Here is a 16060-nt window from a genome sequence, read left to right as displayed (position 1 = left end):
TGGGGCAAGAAACAAATTTACTTACCCTTCTATTTTACTATGGAACGCGATCGTATGTTTATATTATCCCGGACGTTTCCAACCCAGTCGGTCCAAAACTTTTTTTATATCTTCCCAGACGTCTCTTTTTAGGGGGCTATTCTCCCCACCATTCCGAATTACATAACTTGGGTGATAGGTAGGCATGACTGGGATCCCATGAAAATCTCCCCACTGCCCTCTAAGTTTGGTAATTCCATCCTTCGTTCTTAAAATAAATCGGGTAGAAGGATTCCCTAATGTAATGATTACCTTCGGCTGGATCACCGAAATTTGTCTGAGTAAAAAAGGAGAACAAGCGATTACCTCGTCGTCTTCGGGCGGTCTATCCTTTTCGAATTTCATATCTACTGTAGGTCTACACTTAGTGATGTTCGCGATATAAACCTTATCCCTTGGAACTCCCATCCCTTTTTCTATGATCCGAGTCAGTAATTCTCCGGCCTTTCCAACAAAAGGTCTTCCGGTCAGATCCTCTTGTTTGCCCGGACCCTCGCCTATAAACATTACTTCTGCATAAGGGTTCCCTTCACCGAAAACGGTTTGAGTTCGAGTCGTACTCAATTTGCATCGAACACAAGGGCTTACCTCTTTTTCGATGATGGCCAATTCTTCTTCTTTGGAAGCTTCGCTCATATCTGTTCTTATCGATAAAGAGAACCTATTATCCTGCAACCAATTTCTAAAAAAGTGACTGGCAGAATTTGTGCAGGTTCCTTATCCTAGATCCATGCACGGGCATCACCATCATCATTCTCACGATGATCATCATGGTCATTCTCATTCGGGAGATCCTCACTCGGCTTCTATGCCTGAGAACTCCAAAGCATTTTTATTCGCATTCTTATTAAACTTCGGATTTGCAGGGATCGAATTTGTAGGAGGATATTTTTTCAATAGCCTCGCGATACTCTCTGATTCTCTTCACGATTTAGGTGATAGTGGATTTTTAGCCTTAGCCTGGATCTTTCAAAAGATCGCGGCAAAACCTAGGACCCAAACTTTTACATTCGGCTATAGAAGATTAAGTCTTTCTGCTGCATTAGTAAATTCTTTCGTATTATTTCTAGGATCTTTCGGGATCTTATTCTTCGCGGTTACAAAATTAAAAGAGCCAGGCTCTCCGAACGGTTGGGGAATGTTAGGACTCTCCATATTAGGAGTGATCGTAAACGGAGCTGCACTTTTCAAATTAAAGAATAGTTCCGGCTTAAATGCTAAAACTGCCTTCCTTCATTTATTGGAAGATGTACTCGGTTGGGTCGCGGTATTTTTCGGAAGTATCGCATTGATCCTATTCGGTTGGTCCTGGGTGGATCCGATCTTATCTATCCTAATCTCTCTTTGGGTTGGGATCCAATCCTTCCGTAATTTAAGAAAGATACTCTTACTCCATCTACAATCCTCTCCCGAAGGGATCGATACTAAAGAATTAGAAAATCGAATCCTTAAATTGAAAGGAGTTCGCTCCGTTCATGATCTCCATCTTTGGTCCATGGACGGAGATTATCATGTACTTACATTGCATGTAGGAGTGAAGGAAACTTCTATCGCCCAGGCCCAAAAATTAAAAGAGAAGATCCGAGACATCACCAAAGAATTCCATATCCCTCACGCAACCGTAGAAGTGGAGCCTGACGGAGCGGAATGCCCTTATCAGGAATGTTGATACTGCAATTTTAAATTTAGCATTCTCCACGCAAAGCCGCGAAGGGAAGAAGAGTTTTTTAGAAGATTATAAAACTAATATCTTCTTTTCTTAGCGCCTTCGCGTGGAAATAAATCACAGAAAAATGCAAAGTGTTGTTGCTGCGGGTTTTTGTTGAGTTTAATGTAATGTGGCTATTTCAAATTTGACTTCCCGCGGAAAGGATACGAAGGGCTTGTCCGGGCATTGCCCGGATGAGCGTAAGCGAACCCGTAGTAGCCTGGTCTGAGCAACGCGAAGAGCCGCCCAATTAATAAAGAGACATAATTTGACGCCGCCGGTGTGTCCAACTTGTCCATAGTCTCTACTTGACAGGGGGAAACTGGCCCGGATTTTGGTCTGGTATGAACCAAAAAACAGCTAAACTTCTCAAAAAATACGCGGAAGCAAAAGGTATTAACGAGAAACAAATCAAACGTGAGTGGCTGGTACTAAACGAATTCGAAAAAGACCAAAAGAAACAGGATATCCTGAAAGAACTGGTTAAAAAGTAATCCACTTCCTTTTCGGACGACCGGCTTATTTGAAGTCGGTCCAAGTCTTCCTTAACTCACAGTCTTCTATCATTCGAAAACCAAGTTTTCGTTTCGTTTTTTCGGGCCCTGTCATTCGTCCAAGATCTAAATGGAAGAAATAGAACTTACCAAAGAATTTCGTTTCGATGCAGCGCATTTCCTTCCCAATGTTCCGGAAGGTCATAAATGCAGAAGAATGCATGGTCATAGCTTCCGATTCAAATTACATCTAAAAGGTGCCCTGGACGAAAAGACCGGTTGGCTTATGGACTTTGCGGAAGTAAGCAAAGTAGTAAAACCACTTTTAGAAAATTATCTAGATCATTATCTTTTAAACGAAATAGAAGGTTTGGAAAATCCTACAAGCGAGAACATCAGCATCTGGCTTTGGCAAAAATTAAAACCTGGGCTTCCTCTCCTTTATAAGATCACATTAAACGAGACTTGTACAAGCGCTTGTGTATATAACGGCCCTTCCGTAAAAAACTAAAATAGAATGAGCCGATCTATCAAGTCGAACACCGTTCGAAAAAAATCTTCTTCAAAAGATCCTAAAGCCATAGTTTTATTTTCAGGCGGTTTAGATTCCACGACTTGCCTTTATAAAGCGATCGAAGACGGATATTCTCCTATCGCCTTATCCTTCGATTATAATCAAAAACATAAACAAGAGTTAAAGTCCGCAAAGAAGATCACGAAACTTTTAAATATTCCTCATCTTGTCCAAAAACTAAATCCTGATTTCTTTCAAGGATCTTCTCTTACTGAAAAGAAGATCAAGGTGCCTAAAAATTCTTTAGGAACCTCCGAAATCCCGAACACATATGTCCCCGGTAGAAATATTTTATTCTTATCCTTCGGAGTTTCTTTAGCAGAAGGTATAGGAGCCCAAAGATTATATATAGGTGTAAATGCCTTAGATTATTCTGGGTATCCGGATTGCAGGCCCGAATTCATCAAAGCATATGCGGATGCGATCAGGCTCGGGACCAAAACTGGTTCTCAAGGACATCCTTTGGAAATATGCACGCCCTTACAATTTTTAGACAAGAAAGAGATCGTACTATTAGGCTCTAAACTAGGAGTGCCGTTCTCTATGACACACTCTTGCTATGATCCTATCCAAGGCAAACCTTGTGGAAAATGCGACTCCTGCTTACTTCGAAAAAAGGGTTTTCAGGAAGCAGGCGTCCCGGAAAAGTGAACGAACAGAATTTAAGGCATCGGTTTTGAGGAATTTTCCCCTGCCGCCGTCCATAGGAAGCTAATATGGAACAGTTCGTAAGCTACCTGACGATATTTTTAATCGCAGTGTTCGTAGGAATCGAGGTCATCAACCGTATTCCTCCTCTTTTACATACCCCGCTCATGTCAGGCTCAAACGCCATTTCGGGGATCACAATCATCGGAGCGATCCTGACTCTTCACACGACGAATCATTGGATTATTCAAGTTTTAGGATTCATCGCTATCGTAGCAGCGACAATCAACGTGATCGGAGGGTTTGTAGTTACTCACCGAATGTTGGGAATGTTCAAGAAAAAGGATTAAGACTTAAATGGAAAAAGCATATATAAATCTCATTTATCTTGTTTCAAGTATCCTTTTCATCATAGGATTAAAGTTACTTTCCCATCCTAAAACTGCCGTAAGAGGTAACTTTACCGGAGCATTAGGTATGTTCCTTGCTGTAGTCGGAGTTTTCTTCGAATACGGAACGATCAACCAAAACGATATTATCATCATCGGATCAGCAATCCTAGTCGGAACCGCTATCGGAACTTTTATCGCTCTGAAAGTGGAAATGACAGGAATGCCTCAACTTGTGGCGCTTCTGAACGGACTCGGAGGACTTGCTTCCTTCTTAGTTGGCGGAAACTCCTTGATGGAGATCCTGCAACCGGGACATGATACCGCACAACTTGCAGATTATCAGTTCACCATTTCTACTGCAGCAACAGGTATTATCGGTGCAGTAACTCTTACAGGAAGTTTGGTAGCATTCGGAAAACTCCAAGGATTGATCTCTGAAAAAGCGGTTCGTTATTTCGGCGATCAAATCGTAAAAGTTTTATTCTTCATCGGTTCTCTTTACTTAGGATATCTAAACGTTATCGAGCCAACTAAGATTGAGTGGTACTGGTACATCGTACTCGTAGCTTCCATCCTCGGAGTACTTTTAGTAATTCCAATCGGTGGAGCGGATATGCCGGTTGTAATCGCTCTTCTTAACTCTTATTCCGGACTCGCAGCTTCCGCTACCGGATTCGTGTTAGGAAACAATGTATTGATTATCTCGGGATCCTTAGTAGGAGCTTCCGGAATTCTACTTACACAAATTATGTGTAAAGCAATGAACCGTTCTCTTCCAAACGTTCTATTTGGAGGACTCGGAGCCGCTACTTCTTCCGCAGATACCGGAGACATTTATACTGGTAAAACAAAATCAACTTCTGCAGAAGAAGTGGCAATGTTACTGGATATGGCTCAAAGAGTGGTGATCGTTCCTGGATACGGAATGGCGGTTGCTCAAGCTCAACACGCAGTTCGTGAGTTATACAACCAGCTTACTGATAAAAATATCGAAGTTGAATTCGCGATCCACCCTGTTGCAGGAAGGATGCCTGGTCACATGAACGTTCTATTAGCTGAAGCTGATATTCCTTACGACAAAATGAAGGAAATGGACGAGATCAATCCTACTTTCAACACTGTAGACGTAGTTATCATCAACGGAGCGAACGACGTAGTAAACCCACTTGCGAAAACCGATCCAGGTTCTCCAATTGCGGGAATGCCGATCTTAGACGTAGACAAGGCAAAAACGATCATCGTGATCAAACGTTCCTTGAGTCCTGGATTTGCTGGAGTTCCTAACCCACTATTCATCCAAGAAAACTGCCTCATGTATTTCCAAGATGGGAAAAAAGCCACTCAGGAAATCGTGACTGCACTTAAGGATACCTAAGAAATTTCCGAATTAAAAAGGAAATGATCCTTGCAAAAGGGAGGCGATAGCCTCCCTTTTTTTATATCTACTTTTCTTGAAATAGGATCAAGATCGGTAAATACGAAGAGGTGTCCATTGTCAGAACAAAAGGATTATAGCCACGAAGTAAAACTTCATAGATACGGATTCGTTCGTTACTTACTAATTATAATCGGGACCATATCCTTAATTTTAGGAATTATCGGGATCTTCACACCGGTCCTACCTACAACACCTTTCTTACTTTTAACCGCGGCTTGTTATGCGAGGGCTTCTCAAAAGTTCTATAACTGGCTTATGAACAATAAATATTTCGGAAGTTTTATCCGAGATTGGAGGATCCACAAAGCGATCCCTCTTAAAGCTAAGATCATTTCCGTTTCTACGATCGTGATCACAATGACGATTAGCGCGATCTTTGCTCCTATTATTTACGTGCGTATCGGAATGGCTATCATTGGTATATGCGTGATTTTTTATATTCTTAGATTTCCTACAAAACAGGAAGAACCGAAAGAATAAGTTTTTAAGGATAATGCCGCCTCTTCGCTTTCGCGAAGACCGGGCTGCTACGGGCTCGGGCAGTCGCCCTCGTCCTTTCAGGACAAGCCCTTCGCATCCCTGGCGGATCCTAAACCAGGACCAAACCCAAAACGAAGGCTTAACTTCTAGAAAATTTCAAAAGGGGAAGTAAGTTTCCATCATCCGCTTCTTTTAAGGTTTTTAAATAGGTCTTACGAGCCTTATCGTCGGAACCCAAAGTTCGTCTTCCCCAACTAAAAACCGGCATATTAAATATATTTGATATAATTATATCTGCGATCAACCTGGAATGCCTACCATTACCATTCGGATAACAATGAATAGAAACGATCTTATATTTAAATCGGATCGCAATTTCATCCGGATCATAGGTTCTGTTTTCTATCCAGAATTTACAATTTTCGATCAATTGATAGAGTTCCGTTCTGATCTTAAACTTATCCACGCCTAGATTTTTATTGGATTTTCTGATTTCTCCTGCCCAGGTCCATACATCTTCGAACATCTTTTTATGAACTAAATGTATAAACTCTGGGATCAGAATTTTTTCTTTCGAAAACTTCCTTCGAGACGACCAGTCTAGGGCCTTTTCTATATTGAATTGCTCCCACTCATTCAGCTCGTCGATTGTTGAAATTGAACCGATCTTTAAACCCGCGGATTCGTTCGGATCGATAGGTGTATGTCCTTGGATCCTTGTGAAATTTTTTAATCCCATAGATATTTGGGCGGGTTCTCCCGAATATCTTTTGCGCGCGTTTTTATTGCTTTTTCCAATCTTTTGGCGGAATTTTTTTGTCCCTCCAAAGCCATATTCTGAGAGGTCCGGAATACAATTTCCTTTGCGATCTCTAATGCTCTTTCATCCAGCATTTGCTGTAAGGACTTTTGTTTCGGAATAAATCCGTACACCAACTTCATATCCATAGAAGATGCAAATTGGTCTAGTACTTTCAAAGAAATAGTCCTGTTCTTTTCCCTAAGTTCCATTTCTCGAACACTCTGAGCTGTCATTTTCATTCTAGTGCCCAATTGGCGTAATGACATGCCCAACGCGGAACGAATTGCATACACCCATCCCCTAGTAGGTCTTATAATTTCCCCTACCTTTCCGATTTTTTGATCCAATTGTTCTAGCTGTAATCTTTCTTTTTTCATAAGGTTATAACCTTAATTTTTATTCTATATTTTAAGGCTTTAACCTTATTTTAAAACCATTTTTTCCCCTCTTTTTTCTTTTTTATTCAAATTTTAATAAGGGGATCTGGAAGGAAGCATATGATACACTTTCGGGTCGTTTTCTTTGAGTAGTTCAGCAGTATCCAAAGCTTCTTGAATTTTTAGTTTTTTCTCGGGTTCTTCCAACATCCAAGAAGCTACGAATAGTTCTAATCTTCTATAATCTCTAATAAAAACCAAAGATCTCAGATAATTGATCTTATCTTCCTCCGTAAGGATCTTAGAGCCCGCGATAACGGAATATGTATTTGCAGAAGCCCTGTAATTGGATGTATGAAAATACGCATGTGCCAAATATCTTCTCTCATTAAATGAAAGATCCGGAAACTGATTATAGAGTTTAATCGCCTTTCTAAAGTTTTTATCTATGTCCATCGCAAGTCTTGCATATATATGCGCGAATTCACGATGTATAAATCCTTCTTTCGCGAATTCCTTACATTGAGCCAAAGCATCCGCTTTATTTCCCAAAAGAAAATTCACTTTTAATAATATAATTTTTGCGTTCCTATAATTCGGTTTAAGCTCTATCCCCTTTTCCGCTTCCGCTTTAGCTTTTAGATATTGTCCGGTTTCGAAATATGCGATCGCCATATTCAATCTGTAAAAAGGATTATAATTCGCGAGTTCCACAGCTTTTTGGAAATAAGGAACGGAAGATTCCCATTTACTTCTTCTTACGAAGATCATCCCGAGAAGATAATAAGACGGATCATGTCCAGGATTGATCTCTACCGCTTTTAAAAGAGCTTTTTTGGATTGAGGATATCTTCCGGAAACGTATAGATATGCTCCGGTTAAATAATGATATTCTAAACTATCCGGATCTATCTTTTTTAACCGTTCTATATTGGCCTGAGCACGCGCCAAATTATTCGATCTAAGTAGATTGATCGTTTCAGTATTCAAGGCGAGGATCAAATATTTCCTTCTTGATTGTTCGCTTTGATCTGTAGGCTGAGGAGGAGGAGGTAATTCTCCTTCCGGAGAAGGAGCAAGTATGGATTGGTTCTCTTCGGAAGATTCAGATTCTTTTGATTCTAATGTAAGCCCGAAAAACAGGATCGAACTTAGGATCAATATAGGAAAGTTCTTCCGAACAAAGCTCATTCTGGAGCTGGACCTAACTTTTTATAAACTTCAGTATTATTCCTATCCGGATTATAAAGTTCCAAATATTCTTTATCAGCTCTCTTAACTATATAACGAATATCGAACCCTAGATTTAAAAATCTAAAAATAATCTCTGGGGATTTGGACTTAGTTTCTTTTTCGTAAAACTCGTATTCTATCCTTCTTTGATTTTCTGGATCGGCAGGGTTTTCGTAAATTGCAAGACCCGGTCTGAATATGGAAAGTTTAGGAGCCATGCCAAGTTCGGAAGTCTGACATTGCCCATCAGAGGTACAAACTGCAGTTCTTTCCCAGATCCCGAGGATTCTCTCCTGGAGAGGAGGCTGACAGCCAATTACTAAGATCAAAACTGCCAGGGAAAAAAGAATTTTTTTCATGGGAGCCAAGCTATACCGCATGTAAATGATGTCCAGGGAATTCTGGAGAGGAAAAAGAACAGATTAGACTGAACTTAGATCCTCTGGAAGTACTCGTCTATCTTCAAAACTTCGAAGGTTTTTAGTAGATCCGGATGGATTTCGCGAATATCTATCTCGATCCCTTCCGACTTAGCGTTTTTACAGAACCAAACCAAGGAACTGATGGAGATCGAATTCATTACCGGAATTTTCCCCAGATCGAGGACAATTTTTAGGGGTTTCTTAGCAATCGCATCCATCAACTGGTTTCGAAATGCATAATAATCATTAAAAAGGGCAGTTAGCTCCGGTTTGATCTCGATTATCTCGGAATTTTCGCCCATTTTCAGTCCGGATCCTTTTTTTAAGCCGTTTTGTATATTTTTCGGCCGGATTTCTTTTTTTATCTTTGGGAATTTTGAAATTCAACCGAAATTTTATTCGGGAGAGCTTTATGTTTCAAAAAACCCATTTTATGAAGACTCAGGACTTGCTCGAAAGAGGAATGAATGCTGCTTCCTTAAAAAGAAAGGTTCTCGCGGACAATATCGCGAATGCGGATGTTCCCCATTTCAAAAGAAGCGAAGTACTTTTCGAATCTATGATAAAGAGAGCATTAGAATCCGAAAAAATAGAAGCTTCTAAAGCGATCCCGACCAGGATCGAAGACGAACGTCATATCTCCTTTTTCACTCCTATGGACTACAAAACAGTTCAACCAAAAGCTAATATAGATTATCTTACTACAGTACGCGCCGACGGAAATAACGTGGATCCGGAGAAAGAGGTTATGGAAGCTTCCAACTCCCAAATGCAATATATGATGATGGTCGAAAGACTAAATGCGAACTTCCGTGATTTGAAGAACGTGATGAGGTTGGCTTAATCTCTCTGGAGACATAGCTAAAGTTTAGAGGAAGAAGATGGGTTTATTTTCAGCAGTTAATATTTCCGCGACCGGACTTTCCGCTCAAAGACTCCGCATGGACGTGATCGGGAACAATATCGCTAACGCAACTACTACAAGAAATACGAATGGAGACGGGCCCTTCCGCAGGGACAGAGTCATTCTCACTCCAGTAAATTTAAGAACTCGTTGGAAAAGCCCAGTATATCCGTTCGGACTTTCTCCGGGCGAAGGTAAAGGTGTGAAGGTGATGAAAATCGAAAAGGATATGAGTCCTTTACGATTAACTTATGATCCTACTCACCCGGACGCGATCCAGATCGGGCCTAAAAAAGGGTATGTCGAAATGCCCAATGTAAATATAGTCACCGAAATGACGGATATGATCTCAGCATCCAGATCATACGAGGCGAACGTGCAGATGATCAACGGATCCAAGGCAATGTTCAACAAGGCTTTAGAGATCGGAAGAGCGTAAAAGGTAGGTAAAATATGAACGTAGATTTCAATTCAAAACTTTGGTACACCTACAACTCCGGATACTCCGGTTCTAGTTTTCCTCTTTCTCCAAAAGGAGACAAGGTTTCCGTAAAGATCGAAGACAATCGTCATTATGGAGACGTAAAAGAGCCTGTTGCTCCAGACTACGTTGCGGAAAGTTTTTCAGAAGCGATGAGAAACGCATTCAAATCAGTAAACGATCTTCAAGTAGAAGCGGACGAGTTGACCCAAAAAATGGTCTATGATCCGAACAGTGTAGACGCTCATGAAGTCATGGTCGCTTCCGAAAAAGCAAGGGTCGCGTTAACATTCACAAAAACAATGGCTGACGGAGTGATAAGAGCTTATAGAGATCTCACTTCTATGAGATAATTTTTCTTATCATAATTTCGATTCGACTAATTCTTTCACACATTATTCTAGGACTATGCCTGATCTATTAGGATGGTTTGCGGATGGAATGATCCTCTTCGGAGGATTTCTTTCTTTTCTTCTTGCAGTAGGAGAATTTCCTTCCGATCGAAAGAATAAATTCCAAGTTTACCTTTCCTTAACTCTTATATCGATCGGGTTCATGCAGCTATCCGGTTCTTTGGTATTAAATCCGAATTCAGGAAAGGACCTGAACTTACAACTGTGGAACCTTCCCCTATTATACCTTCCTCCTACATTCGGATTCTTAACTCTTCTTTCCTTTTTAGAAGAGGACTTTCATTATAAACCGAAACATATTCTGTTCTTTCTTCCTTTCTTGATCTCTCTCGGAACATGTTTATGGTTTAGGATCTCTGGAGTATTTAATCTCTTAGATATTCGATGGCAATTGTCGGATCCAATTTCAGGAATTGGGATTTTATATTTGGGCGCAGGGATCTATTCCTTATGTTTTGTTCTTCCGATCTTTCGTATTCTATCAAAAATTTCGGAATTAAAATCCAAGATCTTATTCGGGATTTTCGCATTGGATTGTTTGATCGTTTCTTCTTTCGGGATCCTTGGACTCATTTATCATCCGATCTTTCTTAAACTAGCTTTGTTAACCGTGACTTTAGCGGTTTCCATGATCTATTATATCCGAAGAAAACATTTTGATTTTCCGGAATCCATCCAAGCAGATTTGGCTAAAGTTAAATATTCTAGAACCAGGCTAGAAGGTTTGGATACAGAGTCAGTAATCAGCCGATTGAATAAATTATTTGAGTCAGAAAAGATCCATCGCAGAGAGGATTTATCTCTTACGGAACTTGCAAAAGAACTTTCCCTTACCGCTCATCAATTTTCAGAGCTGATCAATAATAAACTAGGAAAAGGATATTTCGCATTGATCAATTTTTATAGAATTGAAGATGCAAAAAAACTTTTGGAAGAAACCGACAAAACCGTTTTGGAGATCGCAATGACGGTCGGGTTTAATAATCGCTCTTCCTTTAATGAGGCTTTTTTGAAAATGACCCAAAAAACTCCGATTTCCTATCGAAAAATGTATAAGCCTTTATAACGCCGGACGACTGGCTTCGAAAAACGGGATATCTTTTCCTCATTCCAGAGCAGAGAGGAAAACAAATGCAAGCTCAATCAATTTCAAGTCATTCCGGAAATGAAACTAATTCGTTCTTAGAACTGATCAGTAAAATTTTCTTAGTTCTTAATCTAGCGGTTTACGCAGGATTTACTGTAGCCTTTATTCTATTCCCGATCCCTTTAGCTTCTGCAATCGGATACACGATCCATTCTAGTGCAGCCTTAGCTGATTTTAGAGCAATGTATTCAGGACTATGTTTCGGTGTTGGGTTACTAGTTTATAACGGTTTAGTAAAACCGGATTTTAGAAGTTCAGCAATCTTACTTTCAGTTGCAAGTGCAGCTGGATTATTTTTCGCGAGACTCTATACTCTATTCATAGACGGTCCCGGAAACGAATATATCTACTTAAGCATGGCAACTGAGATCGTATCCGTTTTCTTGGGTGTTTGGCTTTTAAAAAAAATAGGTAAATCTTAGAAATAAAAAAGGCGAGGGATAACCTCGCCTTTCACTGAATTCGGAATATTAAACCTTACGGTTTGATCTTCTTGATCAGTTTCAGATCCGCCTTATTAAAGACCGCAATCTCAGTTTTTCCGGAACCTTCTTCCTTACCTGTTACATAGATCTTTTCTCCGAAGAAAGTTACGTTTGAGTTCGGGCTGATCTCTTCTTCACTTCCTGCAGTCTTTTTCAAAGTTTTGTCGTAACGACTGAAGAAATATTTTCCGTTCCTTTCTTCGAATGCATAGACCTCGTCTCCTTTGATGATCATCGGAGATCTCCAGAATACTGAGTCTTCGGACCAGATCGCAGGCTTTAATGTTTCTTGATCGATCAAGATCAGTTTATGTGCTGCGGAGTGATCGGATTCATAACCGACAACGAGAGCCTTTCCATCTACCACTTCGAATGTGCGACCGCAGATTTTATTGAATTCACCTTTAAAGATCGTATCGTCTTTTGTAGGATCTAACGCATGAAGTTCGTTGCTATAATGTCCGTCTGAAGTGTACTTTAAGGTTTTTAAGAATAAGATCTTTCCTCCGACAACGTTTTTATCGAATTCTTCTTTTTTCTTCTGTTCTTCCTTAACAGTTTCTAATTCCTTTTTAGTTTCCTTTAATTCTTGTTTAAGCTCTTCCTTAGATTTTTTATCATCGGATTTTGCTTCGGAACCTTTGGAATCTCCGGATGAAGAAGAACTTTTAGAATCGGAAGAAGAGGAGGATTTGGAATCCGATTTACGAGTTTCTTCTTTTTTAGCGATCTCTTTCTCTTTTTCCTTTAACTGTTGCTCTTCTTTTTTGGCCTTTTGTTGTTCTTGTTGGGCCTGTTTACGCTCTTCAGTTTTTTGAGTGATCTTTTGTTTGTTCTTAACAGGATCTTTGTTTAACTCTTGGAGTTCTTTTTCAGCATTTCTTTCTTTGCTGGAAGCTTCGTCCTGTTTTCTTTTATTCTCTTCTTGCTTTTCTTTAAGTTTACGTTTTTCTTCTTCAGCCTTATCTTCCTGAAGATCGTTCATTTTCTTTTTATCTTCTTGGCCTTCTTTCTTTTTGTCCAGATCTCTATTGACTTCTTTTTCAAGCTCGTCTGTATCCAGATCTTTTCCATCATCGGAAAGAATATTAAAAACGATCGGGATCACGATCTGAGTTTTGCCTGGCCATTCAGAGTAACGTCTACCAATCCCGATCTTATCCGCTTCCGAAGTTTTTACAACTTCGTCATTATATTTACGTTTGATGTATGCGGAGTCTTTACGGTGGATCGCATTATAATAAAGAATATAAGTAGCTAAGGTATCCGAGTTCGCATCGGAGTATCCAAAGTTAGATTTCACGTATCCGGAAAGTATCCTTTGGATAGAGTTGATATGTCCGTAGTCCGCATCCTTTCCTAAACTGATCAGATCCGCTCCGAATTTTTTTTCTTCCGGAAGAATACGAACTGCAGTGACTCCATCAGCAGAAGCCGCAGATTTAGGGTCCTTCTTTAAAGCTTCGGATAATCCTGCTCCTGTCTTTGCATTACTTCCTCTAGTCTCTTCATCAGCTCTTGCAGCGGATCTATTAACGAAATTTACCTTTCCGGAGGAACGAACTTCTTTTTCCCCCAGTTTTGGATTATTTTGTGCGAGAAGAGGAAAAGTAAAACTTCCGAAGAAGAGAAGAAAAACGGTCAGTCGAATCCGTGACATGATGTGGAACTCCTTAGAAAAGCGTATAACCCGAAATTGGGCAACGAATGGCTATCTTACGATTCTAGATAGGACTCTGCCAAGGATTTTTCCATTCTTAGAGAATGTAGGAACAGTAAGAAGTTGCCTCCGGGACCCTGATTTTTACCCTAACCTCATGAGCAAATTTGAGCGCCGAATTTACAATTTTTGCGCAGGTCCTGCGATGCTTCCCACTCCAGTTATGGAGAAGGCCGCTTCTGAATTTCTAAACTACCATCAATCAGGTATGTCCATAATGGAAGTAAGCCATAGGGGAAAACTTTTTGAACCGGTTTTGGACCAATCCCTATCTTTGCTCAGAGAATTATTATCTGTTCCGGAAAATTACGAAATTATGTTTCTTTCCGCGGGCGCAAGCCTGCATTTCTCCGCTCTTCCCTTAAACCTACTCAAAGAGGGGGAATCCGCGGATTTTGCGATAACTGGGATCTGGGCTAAAAAAGCGATGGAAGAAGCTATTAGATTCAATCCGGTCAAAAAGATCTACGACGGTGAAGATCATAAATATACCGAGGTGCCAGAGCTGAATGATTCGATGGTGAATCCTGGAGCTGCATACGTTTATATAACTTCTAATAATACTTTATTAGGAACTCGTTATACAAAACTCCCGAATATCACCAAGGCTCCATTAATTGCGGACATGACTTCTGAGATCCTATCTAGAAAGATCGACATAAGTCAGTTTGGAGCAATATTTGCCGGAGCTCAAAAAAATATCGGACCTTCAGGTTTAAGCGTTCTTATCATTCGTAAGGATCTACTCGGACGTTCCGGAAGAACGATCCCTGTTCTCATGGATTATGTTCTTACTGCAAAAAATAAATCCATGTATAATACTCCTCCTACATATTCCATTTATATGGCCAAACTTGTATTTGAGTGGTTAAAGGACCTAGGCGGAGTGGAGAAGATAGAAAAACTGAACGAAGAGAAAGCAAAAGTTCTCTACGATTATTTGGATACTACTTCCTTCTATAATGCGCCAGTAAAACCGAATTCAAGATCCGTAATGAATGTCGTATTTACTCTGCACGATAAAAACCTAGAGTCTCAATTCTTAGCTGGTGCCGAAGAAAGAGGGCTACATGGTTTGGAAGGTCATAGATTAGTCGGAGGATTAAGAGCTTCTATCTATAATTCTATGCCTAAAGAAGGAATTCTGTCTCTCGTAGAATACATGAAGGAATTCGAAAAGAAGGCATAAAGGTTTCGGGAGAATGAAGATGAGATCTAATTTCCTAATTCTCCTGTTCTTACTATTTGCTTTTTCTTCCGGTTTCGCTTCTCCTTTATTTTTTCCTACAAAGGTTAAAATTTCCAAATGCCTTTCTCAAGGAAGCGGCCAAAAGGAATTAAAGGATTTTTATACTTCTAAATATTCTCCGGAAGAAAGAACAAAGGTTGCAGAAGATCTTGCTCTTCTGGAAGCAAAATCGATGCACCAAAGTTTAGAATGTATCCGTATGTCCGGTCTTACCAAAGAAGAAACGGAGAATCTACTTCAGGATCATTCCCATTTTAAGGAAATTGAAGACCTTTTATTTTCGTATTATGAGAATTTCCTACTCTCGGACGAAAAGACTATCCGTCTCTCCGCCTATGAAGAGAAGAATCTAAAGACTTTTATAGATGCTAAAAGAGAACTGATGGAAAGATTGCACCAAGCCGAACAACAATCTATTTCCGAAAAACTGCTTCCGATCTCAACATTCCAAAACATTTACATGGCACTCTTCCTACAACATTGGGAATTCTACCAAACCGCTCCGGATTTCTTAAAAGAAGGTCTGTTCGATTAAGAATCTTTTTCTTATTTTCTGATTCTTTCTGTAAATTGCTTGAATCGGGGAATTCTCATCGGTACGGTACCTTTAGAACATGAAAAAAATTGGCATCGCTTCCGATCATGGAGGATTCGAATTAAAAGAATACCTTCGTAAAGAATTAGCAGACTCAGTAGAGATCATAGACTTCGGCACAAAAGACGAATCTTCGGTGGATTATCCTCTAGTAATCGCAGAAGCCTGCCAAAAGGTGCTCTCTAAAGAAGTGGAAGGCCTAATCGCTCTATGTGGGACCGGGATCGGAGCTTCTATCGCGGCAAATCGCCATAAAGGGATCAGAGCTGCTCTTTGCCATGACGAGTTCACTGCGGAAATGTCCCGTCGTCATAATAACGCAAACGTCCTAGTCTTAGGCGGTAGAGTTCTTGGAAAAGAGCTCGCAATTCGAGTCGCTCAAAAATGGCTAAATACCTCGTTCGAAGCGGGGCGTCATGAAAGAAGAGTGGGTCAGTTAGACACCATCGTATAATTTAC

The 16060-nt window shown here is 40.2% G+C and carries 22 protein-coding genes; 15 read left to right on the top strand and 7 right to left on the bottom strand.

Annotated elements, in window-relative coordinates; translation table 11 throughout:
* Positions 1 to 63: 63 nt before the first annotated feature.
* Positions 64 to 675 (bottom strand): uracil-DNA glycosylase, encoded by a 612-nt coding sequence (locus tag EHQ64_RS04780; RefSeq protein WP_135648368.1) that lies wholly within the window; start codon positions 673 to 675, stop codon positions 64 to 66.
* Positions 676 to 769: 94 nt separating this feature from the next.
* On the opposite strand from EHQ64_RS04780, the gene EHQ64_RS04775 reads away from it, so the two are divergent.
* From EHQ64_RS04775 to EHQ64_RS04750, 7 genes are all read left to right on the top strand, one after another.
* Positions 770 to 1708 (top strand): cation diffusion facilitator family transporter, encoded by a 939-nt coding sequence (locus EHQ64_RS04775; RefSeq protein ID WP_135648803.1) that lies wholly within the window; start codon positions 770 to 772, stop codon positions 1706 to 1708.
* 383 nt (positions 1709 to 2091) lie between these two features.
* Positions 2092 to 2241 (top strand): hypothetical protein, encoded by a 150-nt coding sequence (locus tag EHQ64_RS20160; RefSeq protein ID WP_167882356.1) that lies wholly within the window; start codon positions 2092 to 2094, stop codon positions 2239 to 2241.
* 130 nt (positions 2242 to 2371) lie between these two features.
* The gene (gene queD, locus EHQ64_RS04770) at positions 2372 to 2752 is read left to right on the top strand and encodes a 6-carboxytetrahydropterin synthase QueD (RefSeq protein WP_135648367.1); all 381 of its coding nucleotides are present in this window, start codon (positions 2372 to 2374) and stop codon (positions 2750 to 2752) included.
* Between the two features lie 6 nt (positions 2753 to 2758).
* A complete protein-coding gene (gene queC / locus EHQ64_RS04765) occupies positions 2759 to 3466 on the top strand; it encodes a 7-cyano-7-deazaguanine synthase QueC (RefSeq protein ID WP_135648366.1) in 708 nt (235 codons plus the stop codon).
* 65 nt (positions 3467 to 3531) lie between these two features.
* Positions 3532 to 3813: an NAD(P) transhydrogenase subunit alpha part 2 gene (locus tag EHQ64_RS04760; RefSeq protein WP_135648365.1), complete on the top strand. Its 282-nt coding sequence runs from the start codon at positions 3532 to 3534 to the stop codon at positions 3811 to 3813.
* Positions 3814 to 3820: 7 nt separating this feature from the next.
* A complete protein-coding gene (locus EHQ64_RS04755; protein WP_135648364.1) occupies positions 3821 to 5230 on the top strand; it encodes an NAD(P)(+) transhydrogenase (Re/Si-specific) subunit beta in 1410 nt (469 codons plus the stop codon).
* Positions 5231 to 5347: 117 nt separating this feature from the next.
* Positions 5348 to 5773: a YbaN family protein gene (locus EHQ64_RS04750; RefSeq protein ID WP_135648363.1), complete on the top strand. Its 426-nt coding sequence runs from the start codon at positions 5348 to 5350 to the stop codon at positions 5771 to 5773.
* Positions 5774 to 5912: 139 nt separating this feature from the next.
* Here EHQ64_RS04750 and EHQ64_RS04745 read toward each other — a convergent pair whose 3' ends face one another.
* The 5 genes from EHQ64_RS04745 to EHQ64_RS04725 form a co-directional block, all read right to left on the bottom strand.
* A complete protein-coding gene (locus EHQ64_RS04745; protein WP_135648362.1) occupies positions 5913 to 6512 on the bottom strand; it encodes a mobile mystery protein B in 600 nt (199 codons plus the stop codon).
* Positions 6503 to 6952, bottom strand: a complete 450-nt coding sequence (locus EHQ64_RS04740; RefSeq protein ID WP_135648361.1) for a helix-turn-helix domain-containing protein — start codon at positions 6950 to 6952, stop codon at positions 6503 to 6505. The genes EHQ64_RS04745 and EHQ64_RS04740 overlap by 10 nt, the downstream gene beginning before the upstream one ends.
* Before the next feature lie 93 nt (positions 6953 to 7045).
* Positions 7046 to 8143 carry a tetratricopeptide repeat protein gene (locus EHQ64_RS04735; RefSeq protein WP_167882355.1) on the bottom strand — a complete coding sequence of 366 codons (1098 nt, stop codon included), beginning with the start codon at positions 8141 to 8143 and terminating at the stop codon, positions 7046 to 7048.
* The gene (locus EHQ64_RS04730; RefSeq protein WP_246048594.1) at positions 8140 to 8544 is read right to left on the bottom strand and encodes an LIC10301 family lipoprotein; all 405 of its coding nucleotides are present in this window, start codon (positions 8542 to 8544) and stop codon (positions 8140 to 8142) included. Before EHQ64_RS04730 ends, EHQ64_RS04735 begins: the two co-directional genes overlap by 4 nt.
* Before the next feature lie 74 nt (positions 8545 to 8618).
* Positions 8619 to 8909, bottom strand: a complete 291-nt coding sequence (locus EHQ64_RS04725) for an STAS domain-containing protein (RefSeq protein WP_135648360.1) — start codon at positions 8907 to 8909, stop codon at positions 8619 to 8621.
* A 110-nt stretch (positions 8910 to 9019) separates the two neighbouring features.
* Between EHQ64_RS04725 and flgB the strand changes: the two genes are divergently transcribed.
* The 5 genes from flgB (at position 9020) to EHQ64_RS04700 (ending at position 11974) form a co-directional block, all read left to right on the top strand.
* On the top strand, positions 9020 to 9451 hold the full coding sequence (flgB, locus tag EHQ64_RS04720) for a flagellar basal body rod protein FlgB (protein ID WP_135648359.1): 432 nt from the start codon (positions 9020 to 9022) through the stop codon (positions 9449 to 9451).
* Between the two features lie 37 nt (positions 9452 to 9488).
* Positions 9489 to 9950 carry a flagellar basal body rod protein FlgC gene (gene flgC / locus EHQ64_RS04715; RefSeq protein WP_020769017.1) on the top strand — a complete coding sequence of 154 codons (462 nt, stop codon included), beginning with the start codon at positions 9489 to 9491 and terminating at the stop codon, positions 9948 to 9950.
* A 14-nt stretch (positions 9951 to 9964) separates the two neighbouring features.
* Positions 9965 to 10345, top strand: a complete 381-nt coding sequence (gene fliE / locus EHQ64_RS04710; RefSeq protein WP_135648358.1) for a flagellar hook-basal body complex protein FliE — start codon at positions 9965 to 9967, stop codon at positions 10343 to 10345.
* 55 nt (positions 10346 to 10400) lie between these two features.
* Positions 10401 to 11471: a helix-turn-helix domain-containing protein gene (locus EHQ64_RS04705; protein WP_135648357.1), complete on the top strand. Its 1071-nt coding sequence runs from the start codon at positions 10401 to 10403 to the stop codon at positions 11469 to 11471.
* Positions 11472 to 11536: 65 nt separating this feature from the next.
* The gene (locus tag EHQ64_RS04700; RefSeq protein ID WP_135648356.1) at positions 11537 to 11974 is read left to right on the top strand and encodes a DUF4345 family protein; all 438 of its coding nucleotides are present in this window, start codon (positions 11537 to 11539) and stop codon (positions 11972 to 11974) included.
* A gap of 55 nt (positions 11975 to 12029) precedes the next feature.
* Here EHQ64_RS04700 and EHQ64_RS04695 read toward each other — a convergent pair whose 3' ends face one another.
* The gene (locus EHQ64_RS04695; RefSeq protein WP_135648355.1) at positions 12030 to 13697 is read right to left on the bottom strand and encodes a P83/100 family protein; all 1668 of its coding nucleotides are present in this window, start codon (positions 13695 to 13697) and stop codon (positions 12030 to 12032) included.
* A 157-nt stretch (positions 13698 to 13854) separates the two neighbouring features.
* Between EHQ64_RS04695 and serC the strand changes: the two genes are divergently transcribed.
* The 3 genes from serC (at position 13855) to rpiB (ending at position 16055) form a co-directional block, all read left to right on the top strand.
* A complete protein-coding gene (gene serC / locus EHQ64_RS04690) occupies positions 13855 to 14946 on the top strand; it encodes a 3-phosphoserine/phosphohydroxythreonine transaminase (RefSeq protein WP_135648354.1) in 1092 nt (363 codons plus the stop codon).
* A 19-nt stretch (positions 14947 to 14965) separates the two neighbouring features.
* A complete protein-coding gene (locus EHQ64_RS04685) occupies positions 14966 to 15541 on the top strand; it encodes a hypothetical protein (RefSeq protein WP_135648353.1) in 576 nt (191 codons plus the stop codon).
* Between the two features lie 79 nt (positions 15542 to 15620).
* Positions 15621 to 16055 carry a ribose 5-phosphate isomerase B gene (rpiB, locus tag EHQ64_RS04680; RefSeq protein WP_135648352.1) on the top strand — a complete coding sequence of 145 codons (435 nt, stop codon included), beginning with the start codon at positions 15621 to 15623 and terminating at the stop codon, positions 16053 to 16055.
* Positions 16056 to 16060 lie beyond the last annotated feature (5 nt).

It is taken from the genome of Leptospira sarikeiensis, from assembly GCF_004769615.1.
In the GTDB taxonomy this organism is placed as follows: domain Bacteria; phylum Spirochaetota; class Leptospiria; order Leptospirales; family Leptospiraceae; genus Leptospira_B; species Leptospira_B sarikeiensis.
Note: the sequence above shows the minus strand (reverse complement) of the source record. Positions and strands in the feature narration are given on the sequence as shown.

Excerpts from the sequence above, each read along its gene's own strand:
- EHQ64_RS04780 (WP_135648368.1), bottom strand. The coding sequence starts at position 675 with ATGAGCGAAGCTTCCAAAGAAGAAGAATTGGCCATCATCGAAAAAGAG.
- EHQ64_RS04775 (WP_135648803.1), top strand. The coding sequence starts at position 770 with ATGCACGGGCATCACCATCATCATTCTCACGATGATCATCATGGTCAT.
- EHQ64_RS20160 (WP_167882356.1), top strand. The coding sequence starts at position 2,092 with ATGAACCAAAAAACAGCTAAACTTCTCAAAAAATACGCGGAAGCAAAA.
- queD (WP_135648367.1), top strand. The coding sequence starts at position 2,372 with ATGGAAGAAATAGAACTTACCAAAGAATTTCGTTTCGATGCAGCGCAT.
- queC (WP_135648366.1), top strand. The coding sequence starts at position 2,759 with ATGAGCCGATCTATCAAGTCGAACACCGTTCGAAAAAAATCTTCTTCA.
- EHQ64_RS04760 (WP_135648365.1), top strand. The coding sequence starts at position 3,532 with ATGGAACAGTTCGTAAGCTACCTGACGATATTTTTAATCGCAGTGTTC.
- EHQ64_RS04755 (WP_135648364.1), top strand. The coding sequence starts at position 3,821 with ATGGAAAAAGCATATATAAATCTCATTTATCTTGTTTCAAGTATCCTT.
- EHQ64_RS04745 (WP_135648362.1), bottom strand. The coding sequence starts at position 6,512 with ATGGGATTAAAAAATTTCACAAGGATCCAAGGACATACACCTATCGAT.
- EHQ64_RS04740 (WP_135648361.1), bottom strand. The coding sequence starts at position 6,952 with ATGAAAAAAGAAAGATTACAGCTAGAACAATTGGATCAAAAAATCGGA.
- EHQ64_RS04735 (WP_167882355.1), bottom strand. The coding sequence starts at position 8,143 with ATGAGCTTTGTTCGGAAGAACTTTCCTATATTGATCCTAAGTTCGATC.
- EHQ64_RS04730 (WP_246048594.1), bottom strand. The coding sequence starts at position 8,544 with ATGAAAAAAATTCTTTTTTCCCTGGCAGTTTTGATCTTAGTAATTGGC.
- EHQ64_RS04725 (WP_135648360.1), bottom strand. The coding sequence starts at position 8,909 with ATGGGCGAAAATTCCGAGATAATCGAGATCAAACCGGAGCTAACTGCC.
- flgB (WP_135648359.1), top strand. The coding sequence starts at position 9,020 with ATGTTTCAAAAAACCCATTTTATGAAGACTCAGGACTTGCTCGAAAGA.
- flgC (WP_020769017.1), top strand. The coding sequence starts at position 9,489 with ATGGGTTTATTTTCAGCAGTTAATATTTCCGCGACCGGACTTTCCGCT.
- fliE (WP_135648358.1), top strand. The coding sequence starts at position 9,965 with ATGAACGTAGATTTCAATTCAAAACTTTGGTACACCTACAACTCCGGA.
- EHQ64_RS04705 (WP_135648357.1), top strand. The coding sequence starts at position 10,401 with ATGCCTGATCTATTAGGATGGTTTGCGGATGGAATGATCCTCTTCGGA.
- EHQ64_RS04700 (WP_135648356.1), top strand. The coding sequence starts at position 11,537 with ATGCAAGCTCAATCAATTTCAAGTCATTCCGGAAATGAAACTAATTCG.
- EHQ64_RS04695 (WP_135648355.1), bottom strand. The coding sequence starts at position 13,697 with ATGTCACGGATTCGACTGACCGTTTTTCTTCTCTTCTTCGGAAGTTTT.
- serC (WP_135648354.1), top strand. The coding sequence starts at position 13,855 with ATGAGCAAATTTGAGCGCCGAATTTACAATTTTTGCGCAGGTCCTGCG.
- EHQ64_RS04685 (WP_135648353.1), top strand. The coding sequence starts at position 14,966 with ATGAGATCTAATTTCCTAATTCTCCTGTTCTTACTATTTGCTTTTTCT.
- rpiB (WP_135648352.1), top strand. The coding sequence starts at position 15,621 with ATGAAAAAAATTGGCATCGCTTCCGATCATGGAGGATTCGAATTAAAA.